This window comes from Hyphomonas sp. J20-32, assembly GCF_055808555.1.
The window spans coordinates 636,468-659,460 of record NZ_CM147873.1; the positions used below are offsets into that span (position 1 = coordinate 636,468).

General features: G+C 63.1%; 25 protein-coding genes. 7 read left to right on the forward strand and 18 right to left on the reverse strand.

The features are described from left to right. Nucleotides 1-26 precede the first annotated feature (26 nt). The 5 genes from AC0L7I_RS03010 to AC0L7I_RS03030 form a co-directional block, all read right to left on the reverse strand. Complete coding sequence (locus tag AC0L7I_RS03010) at nt 27-473, reverse strand: tellurite resistance TerB family protein (RefSeq protein ID WP_473398053.1); 447 nt, start codon at nt 471-473, stop codon at nt 27-29. Beyond that, nucleotides 470-757, reverse strand: coding sequence for an RNA-binding S4 domain-containing protein (locus AC0L7I_RS03015; protein ID WP_473398054.1), 288 nt, complete (start codon nt 755-757; stop codon nt 470-472). Before AC0L7I_RS03015 ends, AC0L7I_RS03010 begins: the two co-directional genes overlap by 4 nt. Beyond that, nucleotides 754-3,462, reverse strand: coding sequence for a helicase-related protein (locus AC0L7I_RS03020; protein WP_473398055.1), 2,709 nt, complete (start codon nt 3,460-3,462; stop codon nt 754-756). The genes AC0L7I_RS03015 and AC0L7I_RS03020 overlap by 4 nt, the downstream gene beginning before the upstream one ends. Before the next feature lie 98 nt (nt 3,463-3,560). Then, the gene (locus tag AC0L7I_RS03025; RefSeq protein ID WP_473398056.1) at nt 3,561-4,631 is read right to left on the reverse strand and encodes an acyltransferase family protein; all 1,071 of its coding nucleotides are present in this window, start codon (nt 4,629-4,631) and stop codon (nt 3,561-3,563) included. A 123-nt stretch (nt 4,632-4,754) separates the two neighbouring features. After that, nucleotides 4,755-5,570 (reverse strand): UDP-2,3-diacylglucosamine diphosphatase, encoded by an 816-nt coding sequence (locus tag AC0L7I_RS03030; protein WP_473398057.1) that lies wholly within the window; start codon nt 5,568-5,570, stop codon nt 4,755-4,757. Between the two features lie 137 nt (nt 5,571-5,707). Between AC0L7I_RS03030 and AC0L7I_RS03035 the strand changes: the two genes are divergently transcribed. After that, a complete protein-coding gene (locus tag AC0L7I_RS03035; RefSeq protein ID WP_473398058.1) occupies nt 5,708-6,295 on the forward strand; it encodes a YdeI/OmpD-associated family protein in 588 nt (195 codons plus the stop codon). Nucleotides 6,296-6,304: 9 nt separating this feature from the next. On the opposite strand, the gene AC0L7I_RS03040 is transcribed toward AC0L7I_RS03035, so the two are convergent. The 7 genes from AC0L7I_RS03040 to ftsE form a co-directional block, all read right to left on the reverse strand. Next, nucleotides 6,305-6,868 (reverse strand): HNH endonuclease, encoded by a 564-nt coding sequence (locus AC0L7I_RS03040; RefSeq protein WP_473398059.1) that lies wholly within the window; start codon nt 6,866-6,868, stop codon nt 6,305-6,307. A gap of 140 nt (nt 6,869-7,008) precedes the next feature. Beyond that, nucleotides 7,009-7,650: a DNA-3-methyladenine glycosylase family protein gene (locus AC0L7I_RS03045; protein WP_473398060.1), complete on the reverse strand. Its 642-nt coding sequence runs from the start codon at nt 7,648-7,650 to the stop codon at nt 7,009-7,011. Continuing rightward, nucleotides 7,647-8,693 carry a DUF2125 domain-containing protein gene (locus AC0L7I_RS03050; protein ID WP_473398061.1) on the reverse strand — a complete coding sequence of 349 codons (1,047 nt, stop codon included), beginning with the start codon at nt 8,691-8,693 and terminating at the stop codon, nt 7,647-7,649. Before AC0L7I_RS03050 ends, AC0L7I_RS03045 begins: the two co-directional genes overlap by 4 nt. Continuing rightward, nucleotides 8,690-9,451 carry a lysophospholipid acyltransferase family protein gene (locus tag AC0L7I_RS03055; protein ID WP_473398062.1) on the reverse strand — a complete coding sequence of 254 codons (762 nt, stop codon included), beginning with the start codon at nt 9,449-9,451 and terminating at the stop codon, nt 8,690-8,692. Before AC0L7I_RS03055 ends, AC0L7I_RS03050 begins: the two co-directional genes overlap by 4 nt. Before the next feature lie 20 nt (nt 9,452-9,471). Then, entirely contained in the window at nt 9,472-10,062 is a 591-nt protein-coding gene (locus AC0L7I_RS03060) for a YdcF family protein (RefSeq protein WP_473398063.1), read from the reverse strand. Next, nucleotides 10,059-10,928 (reverse strand): cell division protein FtsX, encoded by an 870-nt coding sequence (locus AC0L7I_RS03065; RefSeq protein ID WP_473398064.1) that lies wholly within the window; start codon nt 10,926-10,928, stop codon nt 10,059-10,061. The genes AC0L7I_RS03060 and AC0L7I_RS03065 overlap by 4 nt, the downstream gene beginning before the upstream one ends. Further along, on the reverse strand, nt 10,929-11,678 hold the full coding sequence (ftsE, locus tag AC0L7I_RS03070) for a cell division ATP-binding protein FtsE (protein ID WP_473398065.1): 750 nt from the start codon (nt 11,676-11,678) through the stop codon (nt 10,929-10,931). 63 nt (nt 11,679-11,741) lie between these two features. Between ftsE and AC0L7I_RS03075 the strand changes: the two genes are divergently transcribed. Both AC0L7I_RS03075 and AC0L7I_RS03080 read left to right on the forward strand, forming a co-directional pair. Next, nucleotides 11,742-12,479 carry an MJ0042-type zinc finger domain-containing protein gene (locus AC0L7I_RS03075; RefSeq protein ID WP_473398066.1) on the forward strand — a complete coding sequence of 246 codons (738 nt, stop codon included), beginning with the start codon at nt 11,742-11,744 and terminating at the stop codon, nt 12,477-12,479. Beyond that, nucleotides 12,476-13,006: a phosphoribosyltransferase gene (locus AC0L7I_RS03080; RefSeq protein ID WP_473398067.1), complete on the forward strand. Its 531-nt coding sequence runs from the start codon at nt 12,476-12,478 to the stop codon at nt 13,004-13,006. Before AC0L7I_RS03075 ends, AC0L7I_RS03080 begins: the two co-directional genes overlap by 4 nt. Here the strand turns inward: AC0L7I_RS03080 and AC0L7I_RS03085 are convergent. From AC0L7I_RS03085 to AC0L7I_RS03100, 4 genes are all read right to left on the reverse strand, one after another. Next, nucleotides 13,003-13,395 (reverse strand): MAPEG family protein, encoded by a 393-nt coding sequence (locus tag AC0L7I_RS03085; RefSeq protein ID WP_473398068.1) that lies wholly within the window; start codon nt 13,393-13,395, stop codon nt 13,003-13,005. The genes AC0L7I_RS03080 and AC0L7I_RS03085 overlap by 4 nt on opposite strands. A 64-nt stretch (nt 13,396-13,459) precedes the next feature. Continuing rightward, a complete protein-coding gene (locus AC0L7I_RS03090) occupies nt 13,460-13,933 on the reverse strand; it encodes a VOC family protein (protein ID WP_473398069.1) in 474 nt (157 codons plus the stop codon). Beyond that, on the reverse strand, nt 13,930-14,388 hold the full coding sequence (locus AC0L7I_RS03095) for a hypothetical protein (protein WP_473398070.1): 459 nt from the start codon (nt 14,386-14,388) through the stop codon (nt 13,930-13,932). Before AC0L7I_RS03095 ends, AC0L7I_RS03090 begins: the two co-directional genes overlap by 4 nt. Nucleotides 14,389-14,444: 56 nt before the next feature. Then, complete coding sequence (locus AC0L7I_RS03100; RefSeq protein WP_473398071.1) at nt 14,445-15,329, reverse strand: methylated-DNA--[protein]-cysteine S-methyltransferase; 885 nt, start codon at nt 15,327-15,329, stop codon at nt 14,445-14,447. A 146-nt stretch (nt 15,330-15,475) separates the two neighbouring features. On the opposite strand from AC0L7I_RS03100, the gene AC0L7I_RS03105 reads away from it, so the two are divergent. From AC0L7I_RS03105 to AC0L7I_RS03115, 3 genes are all read left to right on the forward strand, one after another. Further along, nucleotides 15,476-16,786: an O-acetylhomoserine aminocarboxypropyltransferase gene (locus tag AC0L7I_RS03105; RefSeq protein ID WP_473398072.1), complete on the forward strand. Its 1,311-nt coding sequence runs from the start codon at nt 15,476-15,478 to the stop codon at nt 16,784-16,786. Between the two features lie 78 nt (nt 16,787-16,864). Further along, complete coding sequence (locus tag AC0L7I_RS03110) at nt 16,865-17,812, forward strand: glutathione S-transferase family protein (RefSeq protein WP_473398073.1); 948 nt, start codon at nt 16,865-16,867, stop codon at nt 17,810-17,812. 64 nt (nt 17,813-17,876) lie between these two features. Then, nucleotides 17,877-18,833 carry a cyclase family protein gene (locus AC0L7I_RS03115; RefSeq protein WP_473398074.1) on the forward strand — a complete coding sequence of 319 codons (957 nt, stop codon included), beginning with the start codon at nt 17,877-17,879 and terminating at the stop codon, nt 18,831-18,833. 11 nt (nt 18,834-18,844) lie between these two features. Here the strand turns inward: AC0L7I_RS03115 and AC0L7I_RS03120 are convergent, their stop codons facing one another. Next, the gene (locus tag AC0L7I_RS03120) at nt 18,845-19,228 is read right to left on the reverse strand and encodes an ExbD/TolR family protein (RefSeq protein ID WP_473398075.1); all 384 of its coding nucleotides are present in this window, start codon (nt 19,226-19,228) and stop codon (nt 18,845-18,847) included. Between the two features lie 193 nt (nt 19,229-19,421). Beyond that, entirely contained in the window at nt 19,422-21,926 is a 2,505-nt protein-coding gene (locus AC0L7I_RS03125) for a TonB-dependent receptor plug domain-containing protein (RefSeq protein ID WP_473398076.1), read from the reverse strand. A 191-nt stretch (nt 21,927-22,117) separates the two neighbouring features. Between AC0L7I_RS03125 and AC0L7I_RS03130 the strand changes: the two genes are divergently transcribed. After that, nucleotides 22,118-22,930 (forward strand): SDR family NAD(P)-dependent oxidoreductase, encoded by an 813-nt coding sequence (locus tag AC0L7I_RS03130; RefSeq protein WP_473398077.1) that lies wholly within the window; start codon nt 22,118-22,120, stop codon nt 22,928-22,930. The last annotated feature ends 63 nt before the right edge of the window (nt 22,931-22,993 follow it).

Here is a 22,993-nt window from a genome sequence, read left to right on the forward strand (position 1 = left end):
AAGCTGCGCCGTGCGTTTAGGACAGGTCAGGGCGTTCCGGCGATCCGGGCTTCAGCGCGCTGGCGCGCGCCCGCGCGGGACACATCATCGACATAGAGAAGCGATGCGACCTGGCGGATATAGGCCTCTTCGATCGGGCTCTTTTCACCATCCGACAGTGCGACGCGATAGAGCCCCTCAATGATCGAGACGCGCTCGGCCATGCCGAGTTTCTTGACGTGGCGGGTAAACTGGTAGGAATCGACCGCCTCTTCGGCCAGTGCTTCGCCTTCGGCCAGCACGGCATCGGCCCGGTCAGCATCGAATCCAAAGGCTTCGAGCAGGATTTCGGCGATCATGTCACTCTCGATATTGACATAAACCCCATCAATCAGCGCCGCCTCGACCATCAGCGCTGCAGCGGCAACCTGCGGGTCCATCGCCTTCAATGCCGGTGTCTTGGGAGCAAACAAGCGTTTGATCGCATTCATCATGTGCCGTTCTCCAGCAGGCAGTACAGAGCCTGCGCCTCTTCTGCGGGACCGCGGCGCGTGCCGAGGTCCAGGATTTCCACGGTTCGTATATGCTCTCCCCGGCCGAAAGTCACAACATCACCGACAGAAATGGCGGCGCCGGGCTTGTCGGTGCGACGGGTCTGGCCATTGCGGGAGATGCGCACCGCTTTGCCCCTGACATGGTCGGTGGCGAGGGCGCGGGTGCGGAAGAAGCGCGCCCGCCAGAGCCAGATATCCAGCCTGACAGAGGCCGCTTCGTTCACTGGAAAGGCGTGTAGGTGAAGGCTGGAGACGCCTTGGCCTCTCCCCCTTTCGGCTTGCGCTTGCGCCGGGGCTTGTCCCTCGGCGGAGGGGTGGGCGGCAGGAGGGCGGCGAGGGCGGCAAAGGGGCTGTCAGGGTCTGCCTTGCGGGCGGCAGGGGTGTGGCGCGGGCGTGGCGCGTCCTGCCGCGGCGGGCGCGAACCGCCATTGGCCCGGTGCGGTCTCTCCCCCGGTTTGCCCTTGCCACCTTTCGGGCGGTCCTCACGCGGGGAGGCCGGACGCGCATCAGGCCGCGACCGGGCAGCATAGCGCCAGAGGAGGACAGCGTCGGTTTCCTTGTCCTTCTCTGCCGGTGCCAGGCCGAAGCCTTTCAAAACGGCCGGCCAGTCGTCGGACGGGCAGGAGACGACAGAGGCAAGGTCGATCGGGATGGCAAAGGCGTTCTTGTCGGCTTCCTTGCGGCGCTTGGCGATTTCCCAGCCGAGGCGTTCGGCGAGATCGGCGCGCACGGCGCGGCGACCGAAGCGGAGATAGCCATTGGCGGCGAGCGCCTCTTCCGGCCACGTGCCGTCGAGCGGGAACGAGCCGGCGCCTTCCGGGGCGAGCGGAAAGGGCGAGCCGGCCTGTACCGCACGCAGGATGGCGATGAGGCGCTGGGCGGCCGGTTTCTGGGCATCGGGCGCATGGGCCGCAACCCGGCCCGCGCGCAGGCCGAGCGCTTTGAGGGACTCACGCTGTTCAGGCGTGAGACGGCCGCCGGGATCGTCCTGACGGAGATCCACGCTGGCGCCGCTTTCGAGAATGCGGAAGGCAAGCCCCCGGGCGAGGCCTTCAAGCGTGTCGCCGGCCTTCTCATGGCGCAGCTTCCAGTGCGTCGGCAGGACCCGCGCGAGCTCGGCCGCCAGCCAGTCAGCAACGCGCGCACGGGCGGCGTCGCGGTCAGATGGTTCGACTTCGGTGGCGCCGACAAGGTCGATGCCGGGGCTCATCCAGTCCGGGCCCTTGGCCAGGCGGGCAATCACGTTGCCGCCGAATTCCACGTCGCCCTCATCGTTCAGCCTGAACGCGTCTGACGGCGCGCCGGCGATCTGGCCGAGGCGTTCGACCAGCATCGGGCGGATCGCGGCGAGCGCGGCGCCACGTACGGCCTTGCCTTCAAGCGTGCGGGCATCAAGCACGGGTTCGAAGGTGAGGCCCTTCAGGCGGCCGACGAGATGGCCTTCTACGGTCACATCGCCTTCCGGCGTCAGGTCAGTCACGAGGGCGTCTTCCTTCTTCAGGCTGGCCAAGAGGGCCGTCGTACGTCGGTCCACAAACCGTGCGGTCAGGGCCGTATGTAGCGCATCAGACAGGGAGTCTTCAATCTCGCGCGTTCGATCCTGCCACCTGGCGGGGTTTTCGAGCCAGTCAGGCCGGTGCGCCGCATAGGTCCATGTACGGATATTGGCAAGCTGTTGCTGCAATTTGGCGATGCCGCCACCGGTGCCGCTGAGGTCATCAAGGCGGCGTTCGAGGCCAGCATCGGACAGGCGGGCGTCCGGGTCGGCGAGGGTTTCAGCGAGGCCGAGCACGAGGCGGGCATGGCCTTCGGGGCCAGCCTTGCGGAAATCCGGCAGGCGAGCGAGGTCCCACAGGCGTCGCACCCGGGCCTGGCCGGTCACGTTCGGGCCGATGCCGGCGTCCTCGGCCATGCGGCGCAGCACCCATTCATCCAGCGCGTTCGGATTATGGATCAGGACCGGATTGCCCGAAGGGCGCTCAAGGCTGCGGATCAGGGATTTCAGCGACCCGTAGTCGAGCGCGGAATTGCGCCACTGGATATGGTCGACCGGATCGAAGCGGTGCTGCTCGATCCGCTTCCACATCTCCTCCTCGAAGGGCGGGCAATCGCCAGTTTCGCCGAATTCGCCATCCGAGCGGAAGCGCCCGGCCCGGCCCGCGATCTGGCCGCATTCGGCAGCGGTCAGCGCGCGGTGGCGGCGGCCGTCAAACTTGGTGCGCGAAGCAAAGACAACGCGGTCGACATCCAAGTTGAGGCCCATGCCGATGGCGTCGGTGGCGACGATATAGTCGACCTCGCCGGACTGGTACATGGCGACCTGGGCATTGCGCGTGCGCGGACTGAGCGCGCCCATGACCACGGCGGCGCCGCCCTTCTGCCGGCGGAGCAGTTCGGCAATGGCATAGACTTCCTCGGAACTGAAGGCGACCACGGCGGTGCGCTTGGGCAGCTTGGTAATCTTGGTCTTTCCGGTATAGCGCAATTCGGAGAAGCGCTCACGCGTGTCCGTCTCGACGCCGAGGTTCAGCGTACGCAGGATGGGGCGCATCGTGTCTGCGCCGAGCAGCAGCGTTTCGGAATGGCCGCGCATGTGGAGGATACGGTCGGTGAAGACATGGCCGCGATCCTCGTCCTCGGCGAGCTGGATTTCGTCAATCGCAACAAAGTCGGCCCGCACATCGACCGGCATGGATTCCACGGTGCAGATGAAAAAGCGCGCGGTCGGCGGGACGATGCGTTCCTCGCCCGTGATCAGCGCGGCATGGGAGGCGCCCTTGGCGGCGACGACACGGTCATAGACCTCGCGCGCGAGCAGCCGCAGCGGCAGGCCGATCATGCCGGTGCCGTGGCCCAGCATGCGCTCGATGGCGTAATGCGTCTTGCCGGTATTGGTGGGGCCAAGAATGGCCTTCAGGGAGGAAGTCATGCGCCGCAGGTGATAGGGATGGGTGGAGGTGTCAAGCGGGGCGTTCCCAGGTGCCGTCATGGTGTTCGACGAGGGCGACGCAGCTTTCGACCCGGCCGCTAGGTCGAGCGCTTGTCGGCAGCGGCGGGCGGCGTACGCGCGGACCGCAACTTCGACAGGCGCTGCTCGACCCTGGGCCAGAGCGCGTTCAGGCCGCGGCGCGCCGGTCTCTCGATGATATAATAACTGGCGATCCCGCATCCCAAGGCCCCGAACAGGAGCCAGACCGTCAAGCCGTCATACATCCTGTCCAGTTTGTAGAAGGGTTGTTGCCAGAGATAGAGCGAATAGGACCAGAGGCCGAACTGCGTAAGCACACGGCTGGAGAGGACCGCCGTGACCTGCCTTGAAGCGATATCGACCAGCGACACTGCCACGGCGAGACAGAACGTGCCCAGCGAATAGCTGACCACGAACGGCATTCCGGTCAGGTTGAGGCCGATGCCGAGGCCGAGCGCCACCAGGAAGACCGGAAGGGCAAAGCGCTGGACCAAAGCGGCATTTGCGAGGTGTCGCACGAAAAGGAACACTGACGCCGCGATGAAGACGGACGCCACATGGACATCCGAGCGGTGATAGACCGTTTCGAACGACTGGTTCAGGAACGTGTAGGATACGATGCCATTGAGCATCATCAGCGCCGCCAGGCCGCCCAGCAGGACGGCTGCCATGCGGATGCCGCGCCCGAACAGGAGCACGAGGCCGCCGAGCAGGAAATAGGCGTGCTCTTCCACGCACAGCGACCAGATATGATCGAACCATCCCGTGCCATGGGTGAAAATGGTGACATAGTTTAGCGTGAACGTAAGCGCCGTCAGCGCCCAGGCAGGCGACAGCGAAAACGGCTCGCCAAAGAATGACGAAACCAGGAGATAGATCGTCACGAAGCCGAACAGTGCCGGCAGGATGCGGGTGGCGCGCCGAAAGAAGAATTCCGGCAGCGGATGGGAATTCACATAGAGGATCTGGGCCATGAGCCGGCCGCTGAGGACGAAGAAGAATTCCACGCCGAACGCGCCGAGGTTCATCCATGCGACATAGGAGAAATGCCCCCACAGCACCAGCAGGATAGCGATGCCGCGCCAGCTGTCGAGCGGCAGGATTCTCTTTGGTCGGATCGTGGCGCCCATGCCCGGCTTGTCCCCTGTGCGCGCGATCCCCCCACAGGACCACGGAAGAGACCTAGCATTGCGGAGCACACGCGGATACCGGCTTCCCGCGGGAATTGATATTCGCGCCTGGCGGGGGCTTGTTCAGGCGAGTTCAAGCTCGCCGACGGACAGGGCTTCTGACACGGGATCTGCCGTGCGGACCGTGTCCGGGCGGCAGTCGAGGAGTTCCCAGCGCCCGTCATGGTGTTCGACGAGGGCTGTGCAGCTTTCGACCCAGTCGCCGTCATTCATGTACCTGATGCCGTCAATGTCGCGCATTTCGGCGACATGGATGTGGCCGCAAACGGCGCCGTGATAATCCTTGCGGCGGCAATAAGCAGCGACATGGTCTTCGAAATTGTGGATATAGTTGAGGGCGCGCTTGGTGCGCTTTTTCAGCGCCGCCGAGAGCGACCAGTAAGGCAGGCCGAACAAGCGGCGCACGCTGTTCAGGTTCGTATTGACCCAGAGCAGGAAATTATAGGCGTGGTCGCCAAGGTGCATGATCCATTTGCGGTCGGCCCTCATCATGCCGTCGAACATGTCGCCATGCACGACGAGATAGCGCTTGCCATCCGCCCCCAGGTGGACGGCGCGGTTCTTCACATGGATGTCGCCGAAACTGAGCCTGAAATGCATGAAGGCGCGCAGGAACTCGTCATGGTTGCCGATAATGTAGGTGACATCCGTGCCGCGCTTGGCCGCCGTCAGGATACGGCGGATGACGTTTGTGTGGGCCTGCGGCCAGTACCATTTCTTCTTCAGGCGCCAGCCATCAATGATGTCGCCGACGAGGTAGAGTTGTTCGCTCGTATTGGCCTTCAGGAAAGCGCACAGGGCCTCGGCCTGGCTGCCGCGCGAGCCAAGGTGGACATCGGAGATAAAGATCGCGCGATATTTCGGCCGGGCATGGGTCATCAGGTTCGCCCCATACGCCGATTTGAAAAGGCTTTTGTGACGGATTGCCTGCAGATTTGTGACAGGCGCAGTGACGCTGGACAGGCAATCTGGCCTGCGCAAAGATCGCGGGCGACAGGTGGCATGCGAGGCAGGCGATGAGCAAGGAGAACCCCAGGGTCGAAGCGTTCTTCGCGAAACCAGGCCCGTGGCAGGACGAGCTTGGCGCGCTGCGAGAGATTCTGCTCGCCTGCCCTGTGACGGAGACGTTCAAGTGGCGCTCGCCCGTCTATACGGCAGGCGGCAGCAACGTGGCGACTGTCTGGGGTCTCAAGGCAAATTGCGCCCTGTCATTCTTCAAGGGCGTGCTGCTGAAGGATCCCGAGGGCATTCTTCTGGCACCAGGGGCGAATTCGCGCTCGGTGCGGATGATGAAGTTCACCAGCGTCGCGGAAATACGGCGAATGGAACCGATCCTGAAGGCCTATGTGCGCGAGGCCGTGGTGGTGGAAAATGCCGGCCTGAAGGTCGAATTTCCGAAAGACGATCTGGTGTATCCGGAAGAATTAGTCGACGCGCTGGACGCCGACGCAGACCTGAGAGGCGCGTTCGAGGCCCTGACGCCCGGCCGTCAGCGCGGATGGGTTCTGCACTTCTCCCAGCCAAAGCAGGCGGCGACGCGCGTGTCGCGGATCGCGAAAGCAAGCCCCCGCATCCTTGACCGCAAGGGCATGCACGACCGCTAAGACAGGCGCTTACGTCTCCAGTTCCACGTCCCAGTAGAGATAGTCCATCCACGTATCGTGGAGGTGGTGGGGCGGGAATTTGCGGCCGATGGCCTGCAGCTGGTAATTGTTCGGGCGGAACGGCTTGCGCTGCAATTGCACCTCGCTGTCGCGCAGCAGCTTGCCGCCCTTTTTCAGGTTGCACGGACTGCAGGCGGCGACGATGTTTTCCCATGTCGTGCGCCCGCCCTTCGAGCGGGGGATGACATGGTCGAAAGTGAGGTTCTCGTGCGTGTTGCAATAGGCGCACTGGAAGCCGTCACGCAGGAAGACATTGAAGCGGGTGAAGGCCGGCGGGCGGTCCTGGCGCACGAAGTCGCGCAGCGCGATGACGGAAGGCAGGCGGAATTCCGTGCTCGGAGAGCGCACGACATAGTCGTATTCTGCAATGATATCGACACGATCAAGGAAAACGGCCTTCACCACTTCCTGCCACGGCCAGAGCGACAGGGGGTAATAGGAAAGCGGCCTGAAATCAGCGTTCAGAACAAGGGCAGGCCGTCCATTGGGCGGCGCAGTGATGATCTCAGCCATGGTGACCCCCATGCGGCACGAGAAGACTGGTAACCTGTTTGAACCCGCTGAAGGCAGCACTCCTTTGCACGCTCGCCCGTCTGTTAGGCGATTCTGATCATAAGATTATGACAGTCGGGGCTGATTGCAACTGTTGTGGGTCAGGTGGCGGCCGGCACGGCGTCGCCCCGGTGGGCATGCAGCCAGGCCCAGAGCAGGTGGGCCGCAACGCCCCGGTTGGGCCGCCAGGCCTCTGCATGCTGCGTGAACGCCTTGATATCCATGCGGGTTTCATGGGCCGCGAGCAGCCTGTGCGCTTCCATGAGGCCGACATCACCGACCGGGAAAGCGTCCATCGCGCCGGTTGCATAGAGGAGGAACAATTCTGCGGTCCAGGGCCCGATTCCCTTCACTGCGATCAGTTCCCTGCGCGCGGCGTCCAGCGGCACGGTGCAGACGCGCGGCAGGCTGAGCGTGCCGGTGACGAGCGATTCCGCGATGGACGTGAGGTGGCCGACCTTGGGCCGCGACTGGCCGCAGGCGCGCAAGACCTCCGGATCGGCGGCCAGCACGGCTTCGGGGGTGACCTCGCCCAGCAGTGCCTCGGTACGGGCCCAGATGGCGGCCGCCGCGCCGAGGGAAATCTGCTGGTGGGTGATCATGCGGGCGAGCATGGCATAGGTCGCCTCGCCATCGCGCCAGGCGGGCAGGCCGGTCACGTCATAGGCGCGGGCAAGGGCCGGGTCTGCGCGGGCCAGCGTTTCGCAGGCGGCCTTGAGCCGGGCCCGCGAAGGGACTGTCACAGGCCCGGGCCGGGGAGCTCTCCCACAACCACCGTGCCGACCATGACCTTGTTGTCCTTCAGGGTGAACATCAGGAAACCGCCATTCGCCGAGGCGGTCTCGAGCGTCGCCACGGTCGCCTGTTCCTGCAGGGTCCAGTTTCCTGCGGTCTTGAGCGCGTCCTTGAGCCCTTCGGGATCATCGATACGCACGCCGAACGATCCGTTTGCGAGACCGTTCTCAAGCGTGACCGAGCCCTTTGCGCCGAACTTGAGCGGACCCCAATTAAGCAGCGCCTGACCGAGTTCGACGCCGCCTCCCGTTTCGCGCAGCGAATCCAGGAGGCGTTCCGGATCGCCGCCGCTGCGGACCCAGGCCGGATAGAAATTGTGCACTTCGGCGATCATGCGGCTCGCCTGCAGCTCGGTGCCGAGCCAGGGCGCTGCGACCGGGGCGGCATCAAGCGTCAGCGCCTCCCATTGCAGGGCCACCAGCAGGTCGTCGTCGGCGTCCGGGCGCGGGGCGAGATTCAGCGAGAAATCCTTCGCCGTGTAGATGTGGCCGTCGACCAGGGCGGCGGCGTCGTTGAGTTCAATGGCGGCGCGGTGCACGCCGGCATCGGTCCAGGACAGGCTGCCGGCGGACTTGCGGTCGAGGTCGAACGTGTGGCGGATGCCCGTCCGGTCGGTCAGCACGTTGTGGCCGGGCGCGCGGGCGATAACATGGTGCCAGTTCCACGGCTGCATCACGAGCTGGAGCCGTTCGCCCTGCCAGCTGGCCGAGTTGGGCGGCTGGTAGCGCGGCGCCGCGACATCGAGCTCGAAGCGGAACGGATAGCCGCCGACCTTGCGCGATTCATACTCGACCACGGCGCCCTCGGCGCGCTGTTCGGCGACCCACTTGTCCACGCCCAGCTCGATTTCAGCGCGGGCATAGATCCAGTAGGCAGAATAGGCGCCGATCACGGCGACCAGAAGCAAGAACGGGAAGAACAGCCAGAAGCGCGAGCGTCGGCGCTCGGCCAGCGGCTTTACCAGGTCCGGATCGGTCCAAAATTCACTCATATGCTCTGCAGGTCCTGTACGGGTTGCGTGCGACCCTGGGCGGCGAGGCCCTCCTGGAGCAGCGCATCAACCGCTGTTTCCATGTCGCTTTCAAGGCGTTTCATCATGTCCTTGCGCTCCAGACCCGGCTCGATCGGAGGCAGGATTTCGTAGACGATGCGGCCGGGCCGGCGCATCAATCCATGGGCCGGCCAGCAAAGGCCCGCATTGGTGGCCACCGGCACAACAGGCACGCCCAGCGCCTTGTAGAGCGCGACGATGCCGGCGGCGTGGTATTGTGGCCCGTCGCCCGGCGCTTTTCGCGTGCCTTCTGGAAAAATGACGATCTGGCGGCCCCTGGCGGCGCGGTCCTTGGCGGCCGAGACCATCCGGCGCAGCGTTTTCGTGGTTCCGGCCCGGTCGATCGCGATCATGTCGCTCTTCAGCGCGTACCAGCCGAGGAAGGGATACCAGAGCAGCTCGCGCTTCATGATGATGGCGGGGTCGGGCGCGACGAGAAAGGGCACGAAAATGTCGAACATGCACTGGTGCTTGCCAGCAAAGAGGAACGGGCCGTCCGGCAGGTGTTCGAGGCCGCGAATTTCAGTCTCCATGCCGGCAATCACCCGCATGCCCCAGCGAAGCGCACCGGCATAGGTCCTGATTCCCCACATGATGAACCCGCGCGGCAGGACCAGCCCGATCAGGAAGAGCGAGCCCATCAGGGCCATCATGCCATAGAGGTAGGCAACAAACAGGAGGGAGCGCAGCGGCATCATGGGACAGCACGTTTAGCCGCTCAACCGAGGGCCGTCACCCGCCACTTTGCCCATTCTGTCAGCACGCCGCGAAACGACCTGGAATCGCGCAGCACTGCCGATGGGTCAACGACCGTCCGGACCGGATAGGGCTGGAGCGTGATATCCGGCATGGCACGTTGCAGCAGCAGCAGGCTGCGCGGCATATGATAGTCGGACGTGACGATGATGAGCTGCTTGTAGCCGCGCTCATAGGCCCAGACGGCCGTCTCGTCGGCATTGCCGATGGTCGTCTCGGCGCGGTAGCCGATATCGACGCAGCAGGCATAAATGTCCGGTGACCCGCCGGCGAGGGCCATCAGGTCATCCATGTCGACATCCCGGTTGACGCCGGACACCAGCAGTCTCTGACCATGCCCGGCAGACATGAGGTCGATACCGGCGGCAATGCGCCGCCCCGAGCCGCCGGTCAGGGCCACAATCGCATCGGCCTGCCGCACGGTTGCGGGGACCGATTCGTCCGCCCGGCGCGCAAACATCAGGAAATCGAACGAGGCGATGGCCAGCAGGACCAGAACCGTCGCCGGAAAGATGCCGAACCTGCGGCGCGAAAGGGAACGATCGGGCTTCACATCATGCCTTTCAACGCCCGGATCACCGTCATCCGGGCCGCGAGACGCGCCGCAAAGCCCGCGATGACAGGGGTGACGACAAGGATCACGAGATCGAGGAAATCGAGGCTGAGTTCGGGCAGGAGGCCTGCGCGGGCGCCATGGACCTGTACAGTGAAGATCATGAGCGCCGCCGCGCCGAGCGCCATGAGCGCACCAACCGCCCCGGCCCGCAGGCCGAGGACCCAGAAACGCCGCTCGAACAGGCCGGCAATATACCTGTCGCGGGCTCCGGCCAGGTGCAGGACGTCAACTATGTCGCGCCGCGCCAGCAGCGCCGCATGGGTGGCAAAGGCGATCACCGCAACCGCCGTCGACGCCAGGAGTGCGACAGCAATGAGCGCCGTCAGGCGGGCCACGGCGAGGACACGGCGCACATCGCCGGCCCAGTCAGCATGTTCGTCGACAGCGCTGGCGAAGCCGGCTTCCGTGAGGTTGCGGGTGATGGTCGGCCCCATGTCGGGCACATTTGGATCGGCCTCCACCGCGACAAGCTGCGGCAGCGGCAGGCTGTCCGGAAGGCCCCGGCTGCCGAAATTCGGCTCCAGCAGCGCATCGATTTCCTCCTTGGACAGGACGCGGGCAACACGGACACCTGGCGTTTGTTCAATAATCTTGCGCGCCTCGTCGGCCCCACGCCGGTCGACATCCGGCAGGCTGACCGTCAGTTCGCCCTGAACTTCAGCCGTCCAGCTCTTGGCTGCACCGTAGGTCGACTTGGCCGACAATGCGGCCAGCGCCGCCAGAAAGCACAGCGCGCCCACAACGAAGAACAGAGCCGCTTCGCGAACATCTTCGACGGGAAGGAGCGGAGTTTCCTTTGCCATCTAGCCCTCCAGGCCCGGATCGGTTCGGCGGCGGGCCGTCTCGCCGCCAAACTCGACATCCTGCACCAGGAGACGGTTGCTTAGACGGTAGACCGGCGCTTCGACCTGCCGAACAAGGCCGAGGTCGTGCGTCGCGATGATCACGGTCGTCTGGCGTCGCTTGTTCAGCTCAAGGAAGAGGCGCATCAGCCGCGTGCCCATTTCGGGATCGACATTGCCGGTTGGCTCATCCGCAATGAGGATGTCGGGCTGCGTTACGACGGCGCGGGCGATGGCGACACGCTGCTGCTCGCCGCCCGACAGCGTCGGCGGCTTGGCATGAAGGCGCTGGCCGAGGCCAACCCAGGCGAGCAATTCCTCGACATCCGCGCGGTAGTCGGCCTCGCGGCGACCAAGAACCCGCAACGGCAGCGCCACATTCTCGTAGGCCGATAGGTGCTCGAGCAGGCGGAATTCCTGGAACACGACCCCGACACGCCGACGCAGCGACGAAAGCTGGTCACGCGTCAGGTTGCTGGTAGGGCGGCCGAACAGACTGACTTCGCCCCGGCTTGGCTTCAAGGCAAGGTAGAGTAGTTTTAGCAAACTTGTCTTGCCAGCGCCCGAGGCTCCGGTCAGGAAGCTGAACGAGCCGGGTTTCAGGACAAGATCAATACCGCTAAGTATGTCCTCTGAGGTATCATAGCGGAGCGATACCGAATCGAGTCGAACGGCGACGTCGTCAAAGAGGTCGTGTCGTGGATAGGTCATGGGCTCCTGCCTGGTAGTTCAGGCTATTGATTTAATGGGGCGAATTGCGGGAAAGACCAAGTCATGATCCTCACCTGTCCCTCATGTGAGACCCAGTATTTCGCCGATGACTCAACAATCGGTGAAAGCGGGCGAACTGTGAAGTGCGCAACCTGCGGACATAGCTGGTTCGTGCGGCCTGAAGGGGTCGCCGGACATGAACACGCCGCTGCGCCCGCCGCCCACGAAGTCTACCGCGAACGCGTGCGCGAACAACGCCGCCGCAAGAGCCGGGTTGCCGCGCTGGCCTCGTGGATCGTGACGGCCGCCGTATTCTTTACGCTGGGCCTGGCCGCGATCATTTTTCGCAATGATGTCGTGAAATTCTGGCCGGAATCAGCCACGGCCTACAAGCGGGCCGGCTTCTCCGTGAACCGGTTCGGCCTCGAGTTCGAGAATATCGAACGCAGCCGCACGTTCAACGACACGATTCCCGTCGTCACCGTGTCGGGCAAGGCCGTGAACGTGGCCCGCAGCACCGTCGAGACACCCGCCGTACGCGTCAGCCTGATGGACGAGCGCGGCAAGCAGGTGGCGCAGAAGTTCGGCACCATTTCGCCGGGCGAGCTCGACGCAGGCGACACGGGTTCGTTCAAGATCGTGCTCGAGCAGGCGCCGATGGAGAGTTTCGAGATCGAATTGTCCTTCGTTGACCGCGAGAATGTACCGCAAGAGCCGGAACTGGGCGGCGAGCCCGAGACTGCAACCGATGATCCAGCGCCGGGCACGGCCGATCCAGAGACTGAAAGCCCGATTGAATGACAGACATGCCGAAGATCGAAGTCCTCGTCACCGAGGACGAATTGATGGCGCGTATTGATGCGCTGGCCGACGCACTTGTGCCGCGCCTGCCGGGCGACTGGACCGCGGTGTCGATCCTGATCGGCGCGACACCGTTCACGTCAGACCTGATGAAAGCCTTGGCCCGCCGGGGCGTGCACCCGGTGCTGGATGTGATCTGGCTGGAAAGCTACCGCGATGCGCGCGAAAGCTCAGGCCGCGTCGTTGTACGTGCCGATCTTGGGCGATCCGTGAAAGGGCGAGGTGTCCTTTTGCTGGACGATGTCTTCGATACCGGCCGAACCCTCGCTTTCGCCAAGAACCACCTGCTGTCCAAGGGTGCCCGCGAAGTGGTCACCTGCGCCCTGACACAGAAACCCTGGGCCCCACGCGGCGAGGATGGTGTCGATTTCTGCGCCTTCGATTCCCCCGGCCGCTACCTGGTCGGCTATGGCATGGACGATGCGGGCAAGTATCGCGGCCTGCCCTATATTGGCGCCCTGGACTAGGTCAGCGCGAACCAGACGCACGCCCCTGCCGTGACCAGCATTACAATCACGGAAACGAGTGTGCCGACGGCCCGGCCAAAGCTTGTGCCCGATGACCCGCCAAGCCCAATGGCATGAAGCACGCGACCTATCAGGAAGCTGCCGCCAAGCGCATGGATAAGCATGACAGGCGCAGACAGCATGGCAAGACCGGCAATCCCCAACAGCACGACCGGCACGTCTTCAACCGCATTCCCCTGGACGCGGAGGGCCCGTTGCATGACCTCATTGTCCCCGTCGCCGAACGCAATTTTCTCGCTCGCACGGACGCGGCCGGCGTTGAGTTTCAGAGCGAGCATGAGGAAGCCGAAAAGGCCGAAATAAAGTGTCGCAGCCGCAATAGCCGTCATTGGTAGTCCTCCCATTTTCAGGAAGGCTTACCGCAATTCACGCGAACTGCACGGTTTTTATGTCCTACCAGGTGCCGATATTCTCTGCACTCGCCCAGGGCTCTTTCGGGCCAAGGCGCTCGCCCTTCTGCAAAAGCTCGACGGAAATGCCGTCTGGTGACCGGACAAAGGCCATGTGACCGTCGCGCGGCGGGCGGTTGATTGTCACGCCCTGCGCGGCAAGGCGTTCAACGGCAGCATAGATATCGTCGACGCGGTAGGCGAGGTGGCCGAAGTTGCGGCCACCCTCATAATCTTCTGGGTCCCAGTTATAGGTGAGTTCCACCATCGGGATGTTTGTCTGGGTCGGGCGGGCATCCTTGGGCATGCCGCCGAGGCGTTTGACATCCGCCGGAGAGGCGAGGAAGACCAGAGTGAAGCGGCCCTGCTCGCTGTCGAAGCGGCTGACCTGTTCGAGGCCGAGACCATCGCAATAGAATTTCAAGGCAGCGTCGATATCGCCGACGCGCACCATCGTGTGAAGGTATTCGATGCTCATGTCAGGCCTCCATTGAGGTCGCGCACGACCTGTTTCAGGTTCGGGGGCATCAGGGCATAGTACCGCCGCATCGCGGCTGCGAGCAGCAGGATCATGAAGCCCATGATGGCGAGGAAAACAGAAAACGTGTGGATCAGCGTGCCGGTCTCGAACACGGGCGACGCCCCGGACGCCTGCCAGACCCCACGCCACACCATGTTGAAACCAGCCACAAATGGCGCAATGAGGACCGAAACGATTGTGGCGCAGGCGAAGAAATAGGTCGCCCCTCGCGGACCTTCGCTGCGCAAGTAGAGGTCCGTAAATTCTGCGTCGCCAACGTCAGCGGGAATTTCACCCGTTTGCTTGCGGGCCGCGAGCACTTCAGGCGCAAAATCGCGCGCGGTTTTCCATCGCCATGCGAGGTGCGCACCCCAGGCCAGCAGGGCCACGAAAAGCAAGATCATCGGCAGCATGGAAAAACAGGCAGGTCCGGGTTTGCGGCGAGGCGCCGTCTGCCCAGTTCGCCTGTTCAGGCGGCATGGGCGCGTTCATAGGTCAGCATGGCACGCTTTCGCGCCACACCCCAATGATAGTTATGGAGCCGACCGTCCGCTGCAAGGGCCCGGTGACAGGGAATGAACCAGCTGATCGGGTTCGCTCCCACTGCGGCGCCAACCGCCCGGGCCGCTTTGGGATTGCCAGACACTTTCGCCAACTGGCCATATGTCTGCGTTGTACCTGCCGGAATCTCGAGCAGGGCGCGCCAGACCTGCCGCCGGAACGGTGTGCCGTAGAGTGCGACAGGCATCGGCTCGCCTGACTCAAAAACCCGCCGTGCAAAGCGCCCCGCCTCCGCATCGTCGCGCCGGATGTCGGCGCCGGGATAGCGGGCGGCAAGATCGGCAAAGGCCTGTGCCTCGCCAACGCCCTGATGCTCGAATCCTGTGCGTCGCGGCGCGCCCTCATCAATAAATCCCAATGCCACCAAGCCGCGCGGACCGATCAGCCATGCGCCCAACCCAAACGGGGTCGGCGCCTTGCCGAGAACCAGGTCAGCCCCTGCCCCGCCCGCCTTCGCCTCGCCGGGCGTGAGGCCTTCATGGGCGATGAACAGGTCGTGCAGGCGACCGGGACCGGACAGTCCGGTCTCGAGCGCGGCATCAAGCACGCTCGCACCATCGCGCAGCAGATCACCGGCGGCGCCGTGGGCCAGTGCAGCCTGGAACTGTTTCGGGCTGATGCCGGCCCAGCGCGTGAATTCGCGCTGGAAGTGGCTGGGCGACAGGTTCATCGCAGCGGCCACGCTGGCGAGGTCCGGCCAGTCGCGCCAGGTGTCGCCAAGGTGATCAAGGGCGCGGGCCATGCGGTCATAAGCCAGGGCGCGTTCGTCGAGAGGGGCTATCGTCAATGTCATGACAGGCAGTTTGCCTGTTGGGACTTGCCCGTTCCACCCGATTCTTGCGCCCGCCCGCATCTCAACGCACCTTTTAGTGCAACACCCTGTGCAGGCGGGCGTCACGCGGTAAAAGACGTGCAGCCATAACAGACAGGGAGACAAACGTGACTCAGGGATTTTCGACACGCGCCATTCACGCTGGCAGTGCGCCAGATCCGGTATCCGGATCGCGCGCCCAGCCGATTCACCAGACAACCAGCTTCGTGTTCAAGGATGCCCAACATGCGGCCAACCTGTTTGCGCTGCAGGAGTTCGGGAACATCTATACGCGCCTTGGCAACCCGACGACCGGCGCGCTGGAAGCCCGCATCGCCGACCTGGAAGGCGGCACGATGGGCGTCGCCACAGCATCCGGCCACGCGGCGCAGTTGCTCGCCTTCCATGTATTGATGGAGCCTGGCGCGAATATTGTCGCGGCACGGCAGCTTTATGGCGGGTCGATCAACCAGCTGTCGCATGCGTTCAAGAAATTCGGATGGGAGGTAAAATTCGTCGACATTGACGATGTGGCCGGGTTCGAGGCCGCTATCGACGACAAGACGCGTGTGATCTTCACCGAAAGCCTCGCCAATCCGGGCGGCCTCGTCACCGACATTGCATCTATCGCCAAGATCGCCAGCAAGCACGGCCTTCCCTACATGGTCGACAATACGATGGCGTCGCCATTCCTTTGCCGGCCGCTGGAGCATGGCGCGACTATCATCGTGGAGAGCCTGACCAAGTTCATCGGCGGCCACGGCAACTCGATCGGCGGCATGATCGTCGATGGCGGCAATTTCGACTGGCTGGCGCACAAGGCCAAATTCCCGACCATGGCCAGCCCGCAATCCTATTACAATGACATGGTATTCGGCGAGGCCTTCGGCGCGCTGCCGCTCGGCCCGGACGGGTCGAACGTGAATATCGCCTTTGCCATCGCAGCCCGGGCATTTTCGCTGCGCGATCTCGGCCCGGCCATGTCTCCGATGAACGCATTCCTGATCATGACGGGGTGCGAGACGTTGCCGCTGCGCATGGAACGCCACTGCGCCAATGCGCTGCAGGTGGCGAAGCACCTGAAGGCCCACCCGAAGGTCAGCTGGGTGCGGTATGCCGGACTGGATGGCGATGCGCATTTCGACCGGGCGAAAAAATACCTGCCCAGGGGAGCGGGCGCCGTGTTCACGTTCGGCCTGAAGGGCGGACACGCCGCCGGCGTCAAACTGGTGGAAGGCGTGAAACTGTTCAGCCACCTCGCCAATATCGGCGACACGCGTTCGCTGATCATCCACCCGGCATCGACCACGCACAGCCAGTTGACGGATGCGCAAAAGACGGCGGCCGGTGCGGCGCCCGACACGGTTCGCCTGTCGGTGGGCATCGAGGATGCTGCCGATATCATTGCAGATCTCGACCAGTCTCTCGCTGCGCTGTGATTGCAGGAAAATTCCCTTCCCTGTTTGCCGGAACGCCTGCAAAGTAACCGTTTGGCCAACAGGGGAGGGTCCATACCCATGGCAGATGCCCGCAGCATAATTCTGCACGAATATCCAACGTCTCCGTTCGCGGAAAAGGTGCGCCTCGCGCTGAAACTCAAGAATCTCGCCTATTCGCGCGTCGAGATCCCGGTGATCATGCCCCGGCCTGACCTGATGCCGATGACGGGCGGATATCGCCGCACGCCGGTGATGCAGATCGGCGCGGATATCTATTGCGACACCGCGATCATCCTGCGCGAACTGGAAGCCCGGTTCCCGAACCCGTCACTGCGCACACCGGGCCATGAAGGCCTGGCGCAGATGGTGGCGGGCTGGACCGACGGGCGCTGGTTCCAGTCGTCCGTGGCGGTGATCTTCGGCGAGGTGGGCGACACTGTGCCGGACGATTTCAGGAAAGACCGCGAGGCGCTTTCCGGCCGTCCGTTCGACACGGACGCCATGAAGGCGGTCGCGCCGATGATGCGCGACCAATGGCGCGCGCGGCTGATGCTGCTGGAAGAACGCCTGCAGGCCGGCAAGGGCGCTGGCGCCGGCCTGTACCTGATCGGTGCGAAGCCGGGTTTCGTTGACGTCCACGCCTACATGAATGTCTGGTTCGTGCTGAATACGTTGCCGGACTTCGGAAATGCGTGCCTTGAGTCTGCGCCATTGACACGCGCCTGGTACGACCGGCTGACCGAGGCCGAAGGCCAGGAGCCCGAGACCATCACGTCTGCCGCAGCGCTGGCGATCGGGAAAGCGGCGGCACCGCGCCTCGTGGCCGCGACGACTCTCAACGAGCCGCAGGGTTTTTCCCCGGGTGACAATGTGGCAGTTGCGCCGGACGATTATGGCCAGGTCTGGGTCGAGGGTGAGCTTGTGCACGCCGATTCCCAGCGCGTCATCCTGCAGCGCACGTCGCCCGAAGCGGAGACCATCCATGTCCACTTCCCGCGGGCGGGCTTCCTCGTGCGCCGGGCCTGACAAGGCTTGCGCCTGCGCCTCCCGGATATAGGCTGGCCAAAAACCAGTCGTGGGAGGACGGAATATGAAGCGTTTGATGATTGCAGGACTGATGGCGCTTGGCGCATGCCAGTCGGCACAGGCTGACGAGACGGTCGTGGACGGCGCGGCAAGCGAGAGCTGGTACCCGTCGAAATACGGCGCCGACGACCGGCTCGGCGCGCTCAACAATCTGAGCGCAGAAAAGACTGCAGCGGCCGCGAAACTGGTCACGACCGGCAAGACCTATGCGCTGGGCATGGTGACGGGGCGCGATACACCCGCCTACGGTCCCCGCGAGTATGACGTGACGGTCCTGCAATTGTCGGATGGGTCCGGTACGCCGCTCGGCGAAAACAAGGCGACCGGCAATGACGATATCGTCGATGTCTGGGTGGGTATTGGCAGCCAGATCGACGGGTTGGGCCATATGGGCATCAACCACGAGTATTATAATGGCGTACCGGTGGCCGACTTTGTCACCCCGTCAGGGCTGACGCAGTTCGGCACGCACCTGTTGCCCCCCATCGCGACGCGGGGCGTATTGCTCGACATGACAAAAGCATTTGGCGACCCGGTCGCGCCGGGCACGGCGTTCAATACCGCCGAGATCGAGGCGGCCGCCAAACGCGCGGGCGTAACCATCGAGTCCGGTGACGTCGTGCTCTTCTACACCGGCACGATGAAATCGCAGGCCGGTTCGGCCGACCTCAGCCCGGCCGAACCGGGCATCGGCGTCGAGGGCATCGAGTACCTGGTAGACCTGGGCGTGGTTGCCATCGGATCGGATACATGGGCGGTTGAAGTCATCCCGTTCGAGAACGAGGCGCGGCCGTTTGACGGGCACCTGACCATGCTGGCCAAGAACGGCGTCTACATTCTGGAAAACATGGTGACGGACGAACTTGCCGCCGATGGCGTCACCGAGTTCTTCTTCACGCTTGGCGCCCCTCGCCTCGAAGGCACGGTTCAGGCCATCGTCAACCCGGTCGCCATTCGCTAGGCTTCGCCCGGTCAGGTATGACGATCTATCGTGAAGTTCACGCCCTCCACGTAACCGGCTGAGTAAGCTGCGTCCCGGATCAGCACCGCCGTGCCGCTTTTTGCCTTTGGGTGCGCCTGAATGAGAACCCGAACATCGGGTGAAGCGGCGCGCACGCGCTCTATGTTTGCGCGAACCGAGCCGATGTCGGTCGGGCGGCCGTCGACCTTGATGACGCCTGATTCTCCGATGGCGATGATCATCGCCTTCTGAGTGGGACCAGTCATCCCACCTGTCGGTGGCGGCTCAAGTGCCAAAGCGCTTTCCTGGGCGAATGTCGATGTCACGATGAAAAAGATCAGAAGTATGAAGACCACGTCCAGCATTGGGGTCAGATCGACATTGGGCTCAGCCATCCTACGGATTGCGCGACCTCTCATATTGCTCCCTCCCTGCTCCGATGGCGCATCTTTGTACGCTCTGTATATTTTATTTTATAACATAACATTTTGTGCGATTCAAAGGAATTGCGATCCATCCGCGACGCAAACAAAAAACGCCGCCCTCTTTCGGGGGCGGCGCTTGTTTGTCGGCTGAAAGTTCTGGCGACTAGAACTTCACGCTCGCCTTGCCGTACACGAAGCGGCCGGAGCTGCCGTACGGGATGTAGCCGGAGAACGGCGTGTTGCCCGTGCCGTTGCGCGCAATCGGAGCAGGCGTGCCGTACTCGTCAAACACGTTATCAGCGCCAATCGCCAGCGTGACACGCTCGTTCCAGGTATAGCGGCCTTCAATGTCCAGCAGCGTGTTCGGATCAATCGTGTAGTCATTGGCAGGATCGGAGTTCGGTACCAGGACTTCGCCATAGCGAATTGCCCGGATGGTGGCGCCAAACGCGTCCTTCTCCCAGCTCAGGGAGCCAGTGAACTTGTCCTTGGGCGTACCTTCTTCAAATGTCTTGATGTTGACACGGTCAAACAGGACAGGATTCGACGGCAATGCCGTGAGCTGAGGAATGGCCGGCACTGCGGTCACATCTGTCTGGTTGAAGTTGGCACCGAAAGTCGCGTCGAACTTGCCGTATTCCGTTTCCGGGAAGGCATAGTTGGCCACGATGTCCACACCGGACGTTTCGGTATCAACACCGTTCAGGAAGAAGCGTCCACCGCCTGATCCGACGAAGCCCTCGCTGACAAGGTAGTCACGAACGTCCTGCGAGGTGAGGTTTTCCGAAAGCACGATCCGGTCGTTCACATCGATGCGGTAAGCATCGACCGTCACGTTGAGCGGACCGTTCCGGAAAACAGCACCGATCGAATAGTTGACCGAGTTTTCAGCATCGAGCGGCTTGGCGCCCAGGGCCACGGCAACCGGATCAGTGACAGGGAAGGTTGTGATGTCGAACGGCACGCCGCCAATGAAGTTCGTCGATGTGGTCGCAAAGTACTGCTGTTGCAGTGACGGAGCCCGGAAGCCGTTCTGGACGGAGCCACGCAGGGCGAACATGTCATTGAAGTCGTAACGGGCAGCCAGCTTGCCGGTCGCCGTTTCGCCAAAGTCAGAATAGGATTCGACACGAACGGCACCCGACACCAGGAACTGGTCCGTTACATTTGCTTCAAGGTCAACATAGGCGCCGACTGCTGTACGGTCCTCGTCAACCTCATTGGCAGGGCGGAAGCCCGGGAACACTTGCGCACCGGACGATGTCGGACTGCCATTCAGAAGAACGCCGCCATTGCGGTAGCTGTCCGGCTCACCCGCATTGATCTCGTACATTTCCTGACGGGCTTCGACACCCCAGGCAACGTTGAGAGGGGATGCGAGACCTTCGACATCAAAACCTTTGACCGCCGAGAGGTTGGCCACGACCTGGCTGTACTTGAAGCCACCGGCATCAAACGATGTTTTCGACGACGGACCGATTGAGCGGTTGAGCGTGTTCTCGATCGTGAACTGCATTTCGTTCGACCCGTAGACGAGCGACGTATCCATGTTCCAGCCGCCCATTTCAAACCGGGCGCCACCAGCAAGCGATGCATCGGTGGTTTCTGGCGAGATCAGGGGCAGGAAGCCATTGGGGTAGATTTCGATGACATTGCGCGAGTCTTGCGCACGGCGGTAGAAGCCAGCCGACGTCGTGTCGCGATCCTGGTAACTAGCCCAGCCGTAAAGCTCGACACCGTTCTCCAGATTGTAACCAGCGTTGCCGAACAGGGTGATCTGCTCGAGCTCAGGCTCGCCTGTCCAGGCATTGAAGCGGTTGATGACAGCCTCGCCAGGATCAAAACCACCGGCCGTTGGCGTCGGATAGTTCTGGCGCACGTCGAAGCCGGAGCGTTCGGAATGCTGCTGGTCCTTGTATTCGGCCGAAACGGTCAGGTAGCCATCCTGTCCGAGCTGGAAGCCTTTCCAGCCCGCAAGCGTCACGACGTGTCCATCGGAACGTTCGCGTGAAATCTCACCGCTCGCCGGAACCGTTACACCCATGCCCGGGTCGGGCGTGCCAACCGGCACAGTGTATTCGGTTTCGCGCCAGCCGTAGCTGACCTCTGCTGCACCGCCTTCTGCCGCTTCGCGCAGGTTGACGTTGATCACGCCTGCGATGGCGTCCGAACCGTATTGTGCCGAAGCGCCGTCGCGCAGGACTTCAATGCCCGAGACCGCGAAAGTCGGAATCGTGTTCATGTCGACCGCCGAAGTGCCGCGGCCGATCGAACCGTTGACGTTGACGAGCGATGCCATGTGACGGCGCTTGCCGTTGACCAGCACCAGCGTCTGGTCCGGGCCGAGGCCACGCAGCGTAGCCGGGCGGACCGAGTCAGTACCGTCATTGAGGGCCGGGCGCGGGAAGTTGAAGGACGGGAGCTGAACCGACAGGGCCTGGTTCAGTTCGCCGATGCCGATCTTTTCAAGCGTGGCGGCGGACACGACGTCAACGGCAACTGCCGTATCCAGGGCGGAGCGATTGGCAACCCGCGTACCCAGCGTCACAACAGTTTCGAGTGTACGATCGCTTTCTGGCGCTGCATCTTCCTGAGCGAGGGCGGGCGCGGTGATGGATGCGATGGCCACAATAGCTGTGGCAGCTCGCAGGACAGTCTTGAACTGCACGATGAGTATCCTCCTTTGGATTTTGATGGGCGCCCGACGTTGGGTGTCCAATCTTGAATGACCGCCTTTGGGCATTCAAAATCAAAATAAAGAGTGGACATCGGTGGAAAAATCACAAGTAGGCGACAATTTTTGCCCCGCTCATGTGATAATTATGACACTGCTGTAGGGACAACGCGAAAGGGCACATCATGAACAGACGACTTTGCCTCATCACGGGCGCATCAGCGGGCATCGGCGCGGATTTCGCCCGTCAGTATGCGGCGCTTGGCTGGGACCTCGCCTTGACCGCGCGCCGCGCCGACCGTCTGGAGGCGCTGGCGGCCGAGCTTGAGGCTGCACATGGCATAAGCGTCATTCCGATCGTCCAGGATCTTGCCCGTGCCAATTCTGTCGACAAGATCCTTGGTGCGCTGGCCAGCCAGGACAGGCATGTCGATGCGCTTGTCAACAATGCCGGTTACGGGTTGCCCGGAACATTTTTCAATACCGACTGGAAGGAACAGGCGGCCTTTATCCGTGTCCTCTATTCCGCGCCGATCGAACTCGCGCACAAGGTGCTGCCGGGCATGGCGGAGCGCCGCTATGGCCGCATCATCAATGTCGCTTCACTTGCAGGCTATGCCGCCGGCAGCGCCGGCCACACGCTCTATGCCAGCGTCAAGTCAGGGTTGATCAAGTTCTCCGAAAGCCTGAATGCCGAATGCGCCGCCACCGGCCAAACCGACATTCACTGCGCCGCGCTCTGCCCCGGATTCACCTGGAGCGAATTCCACGACGTGAACGGTACGCGCGACGATACGAACAAAATGCCGAAATGGATGTGGATGGAAGCCGCGCCCGTCGTGAAGGCGGGCATTGACGCCGTGAACAAGGGCCAGCCGATTGTCGTCCCCGGCGCGGTCAACAAGGTGCTGGCCTCATTGACCCGCATCCTTCCTGAACCCCTCGGCCGCGCCATGGTCAGGGCCCAGTCGCGCCGCTACAGGCGGATGGACGCCTGACCCCCTGCGTTGTTGCACCGCACAATCTGACCATGACTCTTCGGCCATGCACACTATACTAGG